The organism is Amycolatopsis nalaikhensis, from assembly GCF_030264295.1.
GTDB classification, from domain to species: Bacteria; Actinomycetota; Actinomycetes; order Mycobacteriales; family Pseudonocardiaceae; genus Amycolatopsis; species Amycolatopsis nalaikhensis.
Genome location: NZ_CP127173.1, coordinates 26,780 through 40,133 on the forward strand (window position 1 = coordinate 26,780; position 13,354 = coordinate 40,133).

9 protein-coding genes, 1 tRNA gene and 2 pseudogenes are annotated in these 13,354 nt (G+C 70.1%); 3 read left to right on the plus strand and 9 right to left on the minus strand.

Translation table 11 applies throughout. The features are described 5' to 3' along the window. Window positions 1-35: 35 nt before the first annotated feature. From QP939_RS00105 to QP939_RS00115, 3 genes and pseudogenes are all read right to left on the minus strand, one after another. A tRNA-Val gene (locus QP939_RS00105) sits at window positions 36-107 on the minus strand. Between the two features lie 39 nt (window positions 108-146). Further along, window positions 147-612 (minus strand): annotated as a pseudogene (locus QP939_RS00110) (peroxiredoxin). Window positions 613-684: 72 nt separating this feature from the next. After that, window positions 685-1,116: a DUF3052 domain-containing protein gene (locus QP939_RS00115; RefSeq protein WP_285454382.1), complete on the minus strand. Its 432-nt coding sequence runs from the start codon at window positions 1,114-1,116 to the stop codon at window positions 685-687. 416 nt (window positions 1,117-1,532) lie between these two features. On the opposite strand from QP939_RS00115, the pseudogene aceE reads away from it, so the two are divergent. Both aceE and QP939_RS00125 read left to right on the plus strand, forming a co-directional pair. Continuing rightward, a pseudogene (gene aceE, locus QP939_RS00120) lies at window positions 1,533-4,329 on the plus strand (pyruvate dehydrogenase (acetyl-transferring), homodimeric type). 71 nt (window positions 4,330-4,400) lie between these two features. After that, complete coding sequence (locus tag QP939_RS00125; RefSeq protein ID WP_285459590.1) at window positions 4,401-5,612, plus strand: alpha-hydroxy acid oxidase; 1,212 nt, start codon at window positions 4,401-4,403, stop codon at window positions 5,610-5,612. On the opposite strand, the gene QP939_RS00130 is transcribed toward QP939_RS00125, so the two are convergent. Further along, the gene (locus QP939_RS00130) at window positions 5,609-6,100 is read right to left on the minus strand and encodes an SDR family oxidoreductase (RefSeq protein WP_285454383.1); all 492 of its coding nucleotides are present in this window, start codon (window positions 6,098-6,100) and stop codon (window positions 5,609-5,611) included. The two genes, QP939_RS00125 and QP939_RS00130, sit on opposite strands and share 4 nt — an antisense overlap. 380 nt (window positions 6,101-6,480) lie before the next feature. On the opposite strand from QP939_RS00130, the gene QP939_RS00135 reads away from it, so the two are divergent. Next, window positions 6,481-8,091 (plus strand): L-lactate permease, encoded by a 1,611-nt coding sequence (locus tag QP939_RS00135; RefSeq protein WP_285459592.1) that lies wholly within the window; start codon window positions 6,481-6,483, stop codon window positions 8,089-8,091. On the opposite strand, the gene QP939_RS00140 is transcribed toward QP939_RS00135, so the two are convergent. From QP939_RS00140 to QP939_RS00160, 5 genes are all read right to left on the minus strand, one after another. Beyond that, a complete protein-coding gene (locus tag QP939_RS00140) occupies window positions 8,072-8,707 on the minus strand; it encodes a nicotinamide mononucleotide transporter family protein (protein ID WP_285454384.1) in 636 nt (211 codons plus the stop codon). The genes QP939_RS00135 and QP939_RS00140 overlap by 20 nt on opposite strands. Window positions 8,708-8,824: 117 nt before the next feature. Continuing rightward, the gene (locus QP939_RS00145) at window positions 8,825-9,667 is read right to left on the minus strand and encodes a transposase family protein (protein ID WP_285454385.1); all 843 of its coding nucleotides are present in this window, start codon (window positions 9,665-9,667) and stop codon (window positions 8,825-8,827) included. A gap of 421 nt (window positions 9,668-10,088) precedes the next feature. Then, entirely contained in the window at window positions 10,089-10,862 is a 774-nt protein-coding gene (locus tag QP939_RS00150) for a mechanosensitive ion channel family protein (protein ID WP_285454386.1), read from the minus strand. 260 nt (window positions 10,863-11,122) lie between these two features. Beyond that, complete coding sequence (locus QP939_RS00155) at window positions 11,123-12,343, minus strand: ABC transporter permease (protein ID WP_285454387.1); 1,221 nt, start codon at window positions 12,341-12,343, stop codon at window positions 11,123-11,125. Beyond that, complete coding sequence (locus QP939_RS00160; protein WP_285454388.1) at window positions 12,340-13,248, minus strand: ABC transporter ATP-binding protein; 909 nt, start codon at window positions 13,246-13,248, stop codon at window positions 12,340-12,342. Before QP939_RS00160 ends, QP939_RS00155 begins: the two co-directional genes overlap by 4 nt. Window positions 13,249-13,354 lie beyond the last annotated feature (106 nt).

Sequence of the window (13,354 nt, forward strand, 5' to 3'; positions counted from 1 at the left end):
AGCGGCACTGGGTCGTCCGGCGAAGGGCGGCACGGTGGGCGCAGCAGGGTTCGAACCTGCGACCGCTCGGGTGTAAGCCGAGTGCTCTTCCGCTGAGCTATGCGCCCGCGGGCGGCGGCCCCACCAGGGACCGCCGCCCGGGGAAATCAAGCGGCCAGTTCGGCCACGGCCTTCTTCCAGCCCTGCTGGTCACGCGCCTCACCGGGCGCGTTGACCTCGGCGAACCTGACCACACCGGAGGTGTCGATCAGGAACGTCCCGCGAACCGCCAGGCCCGCCTGCTCGTTGAAGACCCCGTACGCGCGCGCCACCTCGCCGTGCGGCCAGAAGTCGGACAGCAGCGGGAACTGGTAGCCCTCCTTCTCGGCCCACGCCTTCAGCGAAAACGGCGTGTCGACCGAGACGCCCAGGACCTGGACGCCCTTGCCGTCGTAGTCCGCGAACTCGTCGCGGAGCTGGCAGAAGCTCGCCGGTGCAGATGCCGCTGAACGCGAACGGGTAGAAGACCAGCAGGACCGGCTTGTCACCCCGGAAGGACGACAGCTGCACCGGCTGCTTGTTGTAGTCGTTGAGCGTGAAGTCAGGGGCCTCAGAACCGACCTCGACGGCCATACCGCGTTTCCTCTCCCGAACGGACACGTGCCTGCGACGACAACCCTATCGTGTCCGCCGGGCGGGACCTGTTCAGCGCTGCTTCGACTTGGACTTGGGGGACACCAGCCTGGTGCCGATCCAGTTCGCGCCGACGCTCATGTTGGCGGTCTGGGCCAGTCCGACGGCGGGCACCGCTTCGGCGATCTCACTCGGCTCGACGTGCCCCGGCTGCCCCGTCTTGGGGGTCAGGACCCAGATCACGCCCGTCTCCTCCAGGGGACCCCGGGCGTCGATGAGCGCGTCGCCCAGGTCGCCGTCGTCCTCGCGCCACCAGAGCAGCACCACGTCGATGACCTCGTCGGCGTCCTCGTCGAGGATCTCCCCGCCGATCTGCTCCTCGATCGCCGCGCGGACGTCGTCGTCGACGTCCTCGTCCCAGCCGATCTCCTGGACCACCATCTCGGGCTTGATGCCGAGCCTCTCGGCGACGCTGGTCTGATCAGCGTCTCCCGCGGCGACCACTGCTTTCACTCCTCCAACTACGACGGAGCGTGGCGAGCGACACCCTCGGCGAGGGTACGGCCGCGCCACACTCGGCTACCCGGTTGCCGATAGCGAACACTGGTGCGGCTCCGCGCGCAACCGTCCACACCGGATCTGTGACAACTCGTGTCGCAGGATACGGCCCGCGAGGGACCCGCCGCGACGGCGTTTCGGGTGCCTCGGGCGACCGGTCTGCCACCCCTTCGGGGGCCGTCCCTTAGGGTGGGGGAGAAGAAACGCGCGCGCGATACACCTCGCGCCGGGAGTGGCTCGACCGGGTCGGCCGATGTTACCGCCAAGTAGCGATGCGGAAGCCGGGACGGAGGACGACGATGGAGAGTCGTACACCCCCAGGTACGAGCACCACCGGCTACAACTTTTCGCAAGGAGACCCCTTGGCCCCGCAGAACGACGGCGCCTCCGGCAAGGAGACCCCGGCACGCGTACGCGTCATCCGTGACGGATTGGCGGCGCACCTGCCCGACATCGACCCGGAGGAGACCGCCGAGTGGCTGGACTCCTTCGACGAGGCCCTCGCGAGGGGCGGGCAGCAGCGAGCCAGGTACCTGATGCTGCGCATCCTCGAGCGCGCCCGGGAGCGGAACGTCGGCGTCCCGGCCCTCACCTCGACGGACTACGTCAACACCATCCCCACCGAGAACGAACCCTGGTTCCCCGGTGACGAGGACATCGAGCGCCGCTACCGCGCGTGGATCCGCTGGAACGCCGCGATCATGGTGCACCGGGCGCAGCGCCCGGGCGTCGGCGTCGGCGGGCACATCTCGACCTACGCCTCCTCCGCCGCGCTCTACGAGGTGGGCTTCAACCACTTCTTCCGCGGCAAGGACCACTCCGGCGGCGGCGACCAGATCTACATCCAGGGCCACGCCTCCCCCGGCATCTACGCCCGCGCGTTCCTCGAGGGCCGGCTCACCGAGTCGCAGCTCGACGGCTTCCGCCAGGAGTACAGCCACGCCGGCGAGGGCGGCGGCCTGCCGTCGTACCCGCACCCGCGGCTGATGCCGGAGTTCTGGGAGAACCCGACGGTGTCGATGGGCCTCGGCCCGATGAACGCGATCTACCAGGCGCGGTTCAACCGCTACCTGCGCGACCGCGGCATCAAGGACACCGACGACCAGCACGTCTGGGCGTTCCTCGGCGACGGCGAGATGGACGAGGCCGAGTCCCGCGGCCTGATCCACGTCGCGGCGGGCGAAGGCCTCGACAACCTGACCTTCGTGATCAACTGCAACCTGCAGCGGCTCGACGGCCCGGTGCGCGGCAACGGCAAGATCATCCAGGAGCTGGAGTCGTACTTCCGCGGCGCCGGCTGGAACGTCATCAAGGTGATCTGGGGCCGCGAGTGGGACTCGCTGCTGCACGCCGACCGCGACGGCGCGCTGGTCAACCTGATGAACGTCACCCCGGACGGTGACTACCAGACGTACAAGGCCAACGACGGCGCCTTCGTCCGCGAGCACTTCTTCGGCCGCGACCCGAGGACGAAGGACCTGGTCAAGGACCTTTCCGACGCCGACATCTGGAACCTCAAGCGCGGCGGCCACGACTACCGCAAGGTGTACGCGGCGTACAAGTCGGCGCTGGAGCACCACGGCCAGCCGACGGTGATCCTGGCCCACACCATCAAGGGCTACGGCCTGGGCCCGGCGTTCGAGGGCCGCAACGCCACGCACCAGATGAAGAAGCTCACCCTCGACGACCTGAAGCTGTTCCGCGACTCGCAGCGGATCCCGATCAGCGACGAGGAAGCTCGAGCGCGACCCGAAGCTGCCGCCGTACTACCACCCGGGCGCGAACTCGCCCGAGATCGAGTACATGATCGGCCGCCGCAAGGCGCTCGGCGGCTTCCTGCCGGAACGCCGGCCCAAGGCCGCCAAGGCGCTCGTGCTGCCCGGCGACAAGGTCTACGAGGGCATCCGGAAGGGCTCCGGCAAGCAGGAGGTCGCCACCACGATGGCGTTCGTCCGGCTGGTCCGCGAGCTGGCGAAGGACTCCGAGATCGGCAAGCGCGTCGTCCCGATCATCCCGGACGAGGCCCGCACCTTCGGCCTCGACTCGATGTTCCCGACGGCCAAGATCTACAACCCGCACGGCCAGACGTACACCTCGGTCGACGCGAGCCTGATGCTGGCCTACAAGGAGTCCGAGAAGGGCCAGCTGCTGCACGAGGGCATCAACGAGGCGGGCTCGACCGCGTCGTTCACCGCCGTCGGCACGTCGTACGCGACGCACGGCGAGCCGATGATCCCGATCTACATCTTCTACTCGATGTTCGGGTTCCAGCGGACCGGTGACGGCCTGTACGCGGCCGCCGACCAGATGGCCCGCGGGTTCGTCCTCGGCGCCACCGCCGGGCGCACCACGCTGACCGGTGAGGGCCTGCAGCACGCGGACGGGCACTCGCTGCTGCTGGCGGCGACCAACCCGGCCGCGGTGGCCTACGACCCGGCGTGGTCGTTCGAGATCGCGCACATCGTCAAGGACGGCCTGCGCCGGATGTACGGCGAGACGGGCCCGGACGGCAACGGCGAGAACGTCTTCTACTACATGACGATCTACAACGAGCCGTACCAGCAGCCCGCCGAGCCGGAGAACCTCGACGTCGACGGCCTGCTGAAGGGTCTGTACAAGTACGCGGACGCGCCCGAGGGCGACGGTCCGGAGGTGCAGATCCTGGTCTCGGGCGTCACGATGCCGGACGCGCTCAAGGCGCAGAAGCTGCTGGCCGAGGAGTGGGGCGTGCGGGCCGCGGTGTGGTCGGCGACGTCGTGGACCGAGCTGCGGCGCGAGGCCGTCGAGATCGACCACGACAACCTGCTCTACCCGGGCAGCGAGCCGCGCGTGCCGTTCGTGACCGAGAAGCTCAAGGGCGCGAACGGGCCGGTCGTCGCGGTGTCGGACTGGATGCGCGCGGTGCCGGACCTGATCCGCCCGTACGTCCCGACCGACATGCTGACGCTGGGCACGGACGGCTTCGGCTTCTCCGACACCCGGCCGGCCGCGCGGCGGAAGTTCCTCGTCGACGCCGAGTCGATCACCGTCGGCGCGCTGTCGATCCTGGCCAAGCGCGGCGAGGTCGACCACGCGAAGGTCCTCGAAGCGGCCACGAAGTACCGGCTCGACGACATCACGGCCGCCGGGCCGCAGACGTCGGATTCCGGGAACGCGTGATCGAGTGCTAGGTTCGGGCCCGGCAGACATCCGATGTCTGCCGGGCCCTTGCGCGTAGGGAGTTGATGAAGGTGACGAAGCGCCGGTTGCCCAAGCCGGAGGAGCTGAAGCAGATCCTGCGGCCGAAGCCCATCGTGCTCAACCCCACCGAGCGGCGGCTGGCGAACGCGCACACCATCGCCGACCTGCGGATGATCGCGCGCAAGCGCACCCCGCGGGCGGCCTTCGACTACACCGACGGCGCGGCCGAGCTCGAGGACAGCCTGCGCCGCGCCCGCCAGGCGTACCGGCGGATCGAGTTCCACCCGCACGTGCTGCGCGGGGTGTCCGATGTGGACACGACGCGGGAGATCCTCGGCAAGACCTCGGCCCTGCCGTTCGCCTTCGCGCCGACCGGGTTCACGCGGATGATGAACCACGAGGGCGAGGCCGCCGTCGGCCGGGTGGCCCAGCGCAACGGCATCCCGATGGGCCTGTCCACGATGGCGACGACGTCGATCGAGGACCTCGCCGCCGCGGCGCCGGCGGCCCGGAAGTGGTTCCAGCTCTACGTCTGGCGCGACCACGGCGCCGGTGAAGATCTGATGAATCGGGCGTGGGAGCACGGCTACGACACGCTCATGCTGACCGTGGACACGCCGGTCGGCGGCGCGCGGCTGCGCGACGTCCGCAACGGCCTGACCATCCCGCCGGCGTTGACGCTCAAGACGTTCCTCGACGGCGCGCTGCACCCGGCGTGGTGGTTCAACCTGCTCACCACCGAGCCGCTGAACTTCGCCTCGCTCAGCCACTTCGACGGCACCGTGGCCGAGCTGCTGAACCAGCTGTTCGACCCGACGCTGAACTACGACGACCTCGACTGGGTGCGCCGCACCTGGCCGGGCAAGCTCGTGGTTAAGGGCGTGCAGAACGTCGAGGACGCGCGCGACGTCGTGAAGCACGGCGCGGACGCGGTGCTGCTGTCCAACCACGGCGGCCGCCAGCTCGACCGCGCGCCGACCCCGCTGGAGCTGCTGCCGGCGGTGCTGGACGAGATCCAGGGCGGCGCGGAGGTCTGGATCGACACGGGCATCCTCTCCGGCGGCGACATCGTGGCGGCGATCGCCCGCGGCGCGAACGCGGTGCTGGTGGGCCGCGCGTTCCTGTACGGCCTGATGGCCGGCGGCGAGCGCGGCGTGCAGCGCTGCGTCGACATCCTCCGCACGGAGATGGTCCGCACCATGCAGCTGCTCGGCGTCCGGACGCTGAAGGACCTGACGCCGAGCCACGCCACCCTGCGTTAGATCTGCGCCTGGCCGCCGTCGACGAAGAACTCGACGCCGTTGACGAAGCTGGCCTCCGCCGACGCCAGGAACAGCGCGGCGGCCGCGATCTCGGCCGGGTCGCCCATGCGGCCCAGCGGAACCTCCGCCACCAGGCCGTCGACCAGGGCCTCCTGCCCTTCGCCGGGGGTGAGCGTCGGTCCCGGGCTCAGGACGTTGACCCGCGTCCCGGTCCCCTTCAGGTCGAAAGGCCAGCTGCGGGCGAAGTTGCGCACGGCCGCCTTCGTCGCCGAGTGGACGCTGAAGGCCGGGCTGACCCGCGTCGCGTGCAGCACGTTCGTGCCGAACGTCGTGTCGAACTGCTCCTCGGTGATTTCGCCGAGCGAGGCGAAGGAGCCGCTGCCGGAGTTGGCGACCACGACGTTCAGGCCGCGGCCCCGCTCCCCCACCGCGCGGTAGAGCGCGTCCAGGTCGGCCAGGTTCGCCGAGTCCGCCCGGACGGCCGTCACGCCGCCGCCGATCTCCGCGACCCGCCTACCGGCGGCTTCACGACCACGTGCACGGAATCGCGGAGTCGGTCGCCGCCGACCGGGCCCGCCGGGGCTGCCTGCTCGCGAAGAGCACCGTCGAATGCGCGGCACACGACGAAGCCGTCGCAGCTCGCAGCCGACGGCGCCCAGCGCGCGGGCGACCTGGCCTCCGATGAAGATCCGGGCGATCGCCTCGACCGCGCTGGCGGTCCTGCCGAGGCCGTGAAGCGCTGACGCGTTGGGCCAACCGGACTCAACTTCTTGACGGACCGCCTGGTTTGTGACGAAGATCTCGGGCACCCGCCGAAAGGCCGTTTTCGCATCGTGGAAAACGGAGGTCGCCCGTGTTCGTGCAGGCCGTGTTCGTCCAAGACGTGACTCCCCTCGGTTCGCTGGGCCTGTCGGCGCTGGTCGCCGTGCTGCCCCTGGCCACCGTCCTCGTGCTCCTCGGCGTCGTCCGGATGCGGGCGCACCACGCCGCCCTGCTCGGGCTGCTGGTCGCGCTCGTCGTCGGGATCGCCGCGTTCGGGATGCCCGTAATCCAGGCCGTTTCCGGCGCGCTGTCGGGCGCCGCGTTCGGGCTGTGGCCGATCATGTGGATCGTCGTCAACGCGCTGTGGGTCTACCGGCTCACCGTGCGGACCGGCCACTTCGACGTCCTGCGCCGCTCGTTCGGCCGGATCTCCGACGACCCGCGCATCCAGGCGCTGATCATCGCGTTCTGTTTCGGGGCCTTGATGGAAGCGCTTGCCGGGTTCGGGGCGCCGGTCGCGATCAGCGCCGTGATGCTGGTGGCCGTCGGGTTCCACCCGGTGAAGGCCGCCGTCGTCGCGCTGGTCGCGAACACCGCGCCGGTGGCCTTCGGCGCGATGGGCACGCCGGTCGTCACGCTGGCCCAGGTGACCGGGCTGCCGCTGGAGCAGGTCTCCTCGATCGTCGGCCGCCAGACGCCGCTGCTGGCGCTGGTCGTGCCGCTGCTGCTGGTCGTCATCGTCGACGGCAAGCGCGGGTTCAAGGACACCTGGCTGCCCGCGCTGGTCTGCGGGGTCGCGTTCGGGCTCGTGCAGTTCCTCGCGTCCAACTTCGTCGCGCCGCAGCTGGCCGACATCGGCGCCGCGCTCGCCGGGGCGGCCGCGCTGGTCGCCCTGCCGCAGACGCGCCGTCCGGTGCCCGAGGCGGTCCGGATCGGCACCGGCGGGACGGCGACCGCGGAGGCGCCGCCGGAGGACTCGCGCCCCGACGTCGTCAAGGCCTACCTGCCGTACCTGCTGATCATCGTGATCTTCTCGATCGCGGTGCTGCCGCCGGTGAAGAAGCTGCTGGACAAGGCGACCTGGAAGTTCCACTGGCCGGGGCTGAACGTCGCCGGGCCGAACGGGAAGCCGGTCTCGGGCAACACGTTCTCGCTGCCGTTCCTCAACACCGGCGGCACGCTCGTGCTGCTGGCGGGCGTCATCACGGCGGCGGTGCTGGCCGTGTCGGCGAGCGGCGCGGTGCAGGAGTGGCTGGCCACGGTGAAGGAGCTGCGGTTCGCGATCCTCACCGTCACCGGCGTGCTCGCGCTGGCCTACGTGATGAACCTGTCCGGCCAGACGAGCACGATCGGCACGTTCATCGCCGCGGCGGGCGCGGGGCTGGCGTTCCTGTCCCCGGTGCTGGGCTGGTTCGGCGTCGCGGTCTCGGGGTCGGACACGTCGGCGAACGCGTTGTTCGGCGCGCTGCAGGTGACGGCGGCGACCAAGACGGGGCTGCCCGCCGACCTGCTGGCCGCGGCCAACAGCTCGGGCGGCGTCCTCGGCAAGATGGTGTCCCCGCAGAACCTCACGATCGCCTGCGTCGCGGCGAACCTGCCGGGCGAGGAGGGCAAGCTGCTGCGGAAGGTGCTGCCCTGGAGCATCGGGCTGCTGCTGGTGATGTGCCTGATCGTGTGGGGTCAGAGCACGGCGGTGCTCAGCTGGATGCTGCCGTGACCGCGCGGGCGGCGACGCGGCGGGCGGAGCGGTTCCAGCTCCACCAGCCGTGCACGACGAGCCCGGCGAAGACGAGGTAGATCGCGGCCGAGAAGTAGAGCCCGGAGGAGATCTGCAGCGGCACGCCGATCGCGTCGACGACCAGCCAGACGAGCCAGAACTCGACGAGCCCGGCGCCCTGCGCCCCGAAGGCGACGAGGGTGCCGACGAAGATGGCGGCGTCCGGCCAGGGCGCCCACGAGGCGTGGAGCGCGTCGAGGACCAGGGCCATCACGGTGGTGCCGATGAGGAAGGCACCGAGCATGGCGAGCCGTTCGGCGAGGCGTCCCTGCCGGACGACGACACCGAAGACGGGGTCCTGGCGGCGGGTCCAGGCCCACCAGCCGTAGACGGAGATGGCGAGGATGGCGACCTGCCGGGCGGCGAGCCCGCCGAGGTGCGCGGAGACGTAGACGGCGAAGAGCAAGACGGTGGCCCCGACTTGCACGGGCCAGGTCCAGAGGGTGCGCCGTTGCGCGAGGAACACGACGGCGAGCGCGAACACCTGCCCGGCCAGCTCCGCGATCGAGATCCACTGGCCGAAGACCGTGATGCCGTGGTGCAGCAGGAATTCCACCGCAGGCCCCCTTTCGTCCTGACCCTCCCAACATGCTCCGGAGGGCACGAATTCCCCATGCACTGTGAGCGGCGGAACACCGGCGGCGACGGGCCCGAGCGCCCCAATGAGGTTTTCTCAGTAGCGTCCGTGGTGTTCGTGGTGGGTGAGGACGAGTGCTGCTTGGACGATGTGGCCGATGCGGTGGGGGCAGAGGCTGATGTGGTGGAGTGCCCGCCAGCGGGTTTTGAGGATGGCGATGGCGCGTTCGCCGAGGGCTCGTGCTCGTGATTGCAGCAGGTTGTAGACCCGCTGACGAGGGCCTAAAGGTGGTTGACCTGCGGCTTTCTTGATCGGGGTGTGGATGCCGGTACCGGCTGAGTGGTAGGCCTTGTCGGCCAGGGTCGGCAGGCCCTGGGCCGCGGCGGCGGTCAGGGCGCCGACGATGTCCAGGTCGCGGGCGGCGGAGAGGTCGTTGCGGGAGCCGGGCAGCACCGCCGAGACCCAGAGCGGGAATCCGTCGGGGGTGGCCAGGAACTGGATGTTGCCGCCGAAGGCGCGGTGCTTGCCGGAGTACCACAGGTGCACGGTGGCGCCGCGGTTGCGGCCTTTGGTTTTGATGGTGGTCGCCGCGACCCGGTCACAGGGGATCAGGGTGCCGTCGAGGATGACGTGGGTGTCTCCGGTGGCGCGGCGTTCGTGCAGGACCTGGTGCAGGTCCGGGGCGTGGGCGGCCAGGGCGGTGATCGCTTCGTGCAGGTAGCGGTAGGCGGTAGCCACGCTGATGCGGTGGTCGGTGGCGAGGCGGTGGATTGGGGTGGCGTCGCGGAACCAGCGCAGCACCAGCACCGCCTGCCGGTACGGGGTCAGGGCCCGCCGGCCCCGGCGTGTGCCACGACGCCGGCGTTCGGTGCGCAACACATCGGAGACGAACCAGACCAGCTCGCGCGCCACATCGAGCGTGGCACCATAATCGATCACGTGGGGCCTCTGGAACCTCGGACTTGATCTTCGCAAATCCAGTCCTACCAGGGGCCCCACGCCCACATCTCAAGGCACGCGCACCCACTACTGAGAAAACCTCAATGTGGCCTTCGGTGCGTCAGACGCACCCAAGGCGGCCTTCGGTGCGTGAGACGCAACCAAGGCCGCCTTGGGGCGCTTCGGACGGGACCGGGGCGGGTCCGGCGGCTTCGCGCGGATCGTGCCCGGCCGGGGCCGCGCCCTGAGCGCGGCGGCTCCTGTCCCCGACCGCACGCCCGGCGCCCTCCCCCGCACCGCCGCCCGCGTCCTGAATGAGTCATTCAAGTCCTCGGAGGTCCTGAATGACTCATTCACGACATGCGAACGGGGCGGGTCCGGCGGCTTCCTCGTCCGCCGGGCCCGCCCCGCTCGCCTTTCCTCAGAGCTGCGGGCGCGGGGTGCCCGCCGGCGGGGTCGGGGTGTTGTCGGCGCCGACCGGGGTGCGCGGGCGCTCGCTCGTGCCCATCTCGCCCGTCCGCTGCTTCGGCGTCTCCAGCTGGTGCTCCATGTTCGCCATCCAGCCGCGCCAGCGGTCCTGCGCCGGCTTGATCAGGCCGCCGCCGAAGCCGACCACGATCACGCCGCCGATCGTCGCCAGCACCGCGATCAGCACCGGGCCCGTGATCGCCGTCGCGATGTTCACCTGACCCAGCGCCGCGATGATGCCGAACGCCATGATCAACCAGTACGCCGCCAGCGACAGCGGACGAGCCGCGCCCCGGCCGGACAACGCCGACGCCACCATGTCACGCACCACCTTCGCGATCGCCGCCGCCACCACGACCAGCACCAGCGCCACCACGATCCGCGGCAGGAACGCGATGATGTCGTTGAGCAGCTGGCTCACCGGGTTCGTCGGCCCGAACACCCCGAACGCCAGCTGCAGCGCGATCAGCAGCACGAAGTAGTAGACCAATTTGACGAGAATGCCCGTCGCGTCGATGTTCTGCTGGCCGACCTTCCCGCTCAGCCCGGTCTTCTCGACGAGTTTCCCGAAACCGGCTTTCCCGAGCACGAGTGACAAGCCTTTCGCGATCGCTTTCGCGATCAGCCACCCGATCAGCAGGATGATCAAGAATGCGACGAGTTTCGGGACGAACGTGGCCACCATGTTCCACGCTTGCCCGAGCCCGTCCTTCAGTTGCTGGCCCATACCGACTCCCTCCACGGATTTGCACCGGATCGTCGATCAAGTACCCAGCGTCGGCAACTCGTGCGCCCCACGATCGAGTGAGACGACTGGCGCGCGAAGATCACTCGCGGCCATACTGGTTTCACCGGTGGGGACCGGGGAGACGAGGCCGTCCGGCGCAGCGAAAACCGCGAGCGCCGGGCGGCCTCGAGCATTTCCGGCGGAACGGGCAAAGCACCGGCCCCCGGTGCACCCGGGGGCCGGTGAACGGAACGCGAACGTCAGGCGGCGCGCAGGGCGTCGCGGAGTTTCACCTTCGCGCCGGTGCGCATCACCGCATTCCGGTAGATCCGCGCGGCCAGCCAGATCAACCCCGGAATCATCAGCACCACCAGCCCCACCGACACCACGGCTTCCCAAACGGGCACACCGCCCATCGCCAGCCGCATCGGCATCAGCGTCGGCGAGAACACCGGGATCACGGAAAGCACTTCGACGAACGTGTTGCCCGGATCCGACGGCAGCACGGAAATGCCGATCACGTACCCGGCGATCACCAACATCAACGCGGGCATCGTCGCGCCGCCGACGTCCTCCTGGCGCGAAACCAGCGCCCCCAGCGCGGCGAACACGATCGAGTACATGAAGAACCCCAGCAGGTACCACACGACCAGCCAGACGACCGTGCCCACGGCCGCCGAAACGGAAATGGTGAGCACGCCGGTGGCCAGCCCGGCGGCGACCCCGCCGACGCCGATCACCAGCATCTGGATCAGCCCGACCACGCCGATGCCGAGCACCTTCCCGGTCATCAGCTGCCACGGCTTGATCGTCGACAGCAGCAGCTCGACCACCCGCGACGTCTTCTCCTCGACGACGCCCTGCGCGACGGTCTGGCCGTTGATCATCAGCGACAGGTAGATCAGGATGCCCGCGACGATGCCGAGCACCAGCTGCTGGCCGTTGTAGTCGTAGGGCTGCTCCAGCGGCGGGTCTTCGACGAACTTCGCCGCCGCGACCGCGGCCTCGAACCGGGCCGGGTCGCCGCCCAGCGCGGTGATCTGCTGGGTGACGGCCACCTGCTGGGACAGCACCTGCAGGACGTTCGCGAGCTTGCCGTCGAGGTCCTTCTTCACCTGGACGTGCACACTCTTGCCGTCGCCGGTGAGCAGGGCGTCGAGCGAGCCGTCGGCCAGCTTCGCGCGCCCGGCGGTCTCGTCGGCGACCTGGGTGGTCTCGATGTTCTCGTCGAGGGTCTTCCCGGCCGCCTGCAACGGCGCCGAGAACCCGGCGGTCGCGGCGGTGAACCCGACCTTCGCGTCGGCGCCGCCGCCCCCGGCGATCAGCTTGACCAGCAGGATGCCGACCACGATGAGCAGCAGCATGACGACCGTGGCGACGCGGAACGCCTTCGACTTCACGCGAGTGGTGATCTCGCGGGAGGCGACCAGCCCCACCGCGGAAAGCGGGCTCATCCGGACGTCCGGGACCGGGGTGCTCATGCGGGGACCTCCTCGGTCGTGACGACGGTGCGGAACAGTTCGGTCAGTGACGGCTGCTCGCGCGCGAACTCGCGCACCGGGCCGGTCGCCAGCGCGGCTTTGAGCACGGCCTGGTCGTCGGCGCCGTCGCCCAGCTCCAGCTCGGTGACCGGGCCGCTGCGGCCGAGCACCTTAACCCCCGGCAGCCCGTCGGCCCAGCCGCCGTCGGCCTCGGGCGCGTCGACCCGCAGCCGCACGGAGCCGCCCGCGCGCAGCTCGCCGACCGTGCCGACGGCCACCATCTGTCCACTCCGGACGATCCCGACGCGGTCGCAGAGCCGCTCCACCAGGTCGAGCTGGTGGCTGGAGAACACGACCGGCACGCCCTCGGCGGCCTTCTCCACGAGCACCTGGCTCATCACGTCGACCGCGACCGGGTCGAGGCCGGAGAACGGCTCGTCGAGCACCAGGATCCGCGGCTCGTGCACCAGCGCCGCGGCCAGCTGGACGCGCTGCTGGTTGCCCAGCGACAGCTTCTGCACCTCGTCGTCGCGCCGGGCGGCGACGCCGAGCCGCTCGGTCCACTTTTCCGCCGACGACCGCGCGTCGGCCGCGGACATGCCGTGCAGCCGGGCCAGGTAGGTCAGCTGCTCGGCCACCTTCATCTTCGGGTAGAGGCCGCGTTCTTCGGGCATGTAGCCGATGTGGCGCCGCGTTTCGTGCGTCACCGGCTCGCCGTCGTAGCGCACCTGGCCGGCGTCGGCGGAAAGCACGCCGAGCGCGATCCGCATGGTGGTGGTCTTGCCGGCGCCGTTGCTGCCGACGAACCCGAACAATTCGCCCGGCCGGACGTCGAACGTCATTTCCCGCAGCGCGACCACGTCGCCGTAGCGTTTCGAGATCGCGTCGATCTCCAAACCGGTCATTCCGGTTTCCCCCATTCTTCGTGTGCCCCCTTGCCGCGATCCTAGGCAGTGGGTACACGCGCGGCATACCGTCCCGCGTTGCCGCCGGGGGCTACGAAAGTTGCGG

Coding starts and splice junctions, on each gene's coding strand:
- QP939_RS00150 (WP_285454386.1), bottom strand. CDS start 10,862: ATGGGCCAGCAACTGAAGGACGGGCTCGGGCAAGCGTGGAACATGGTG.
- QP939_RS00155 (WP_285454387.1), bottom strand. CDS start 12,343: ATGAGCACCCCGGTCCCGGACGTCCGGATGAGCCCGCTTTCCGCGGTG.
- QP939_RS00160 (WP_285454388.1), bottom strand. CDS start 13,248: ATGACCGGTTTGGAGATCGACGCGATCTCGAAACGCTACGGCGACGTG.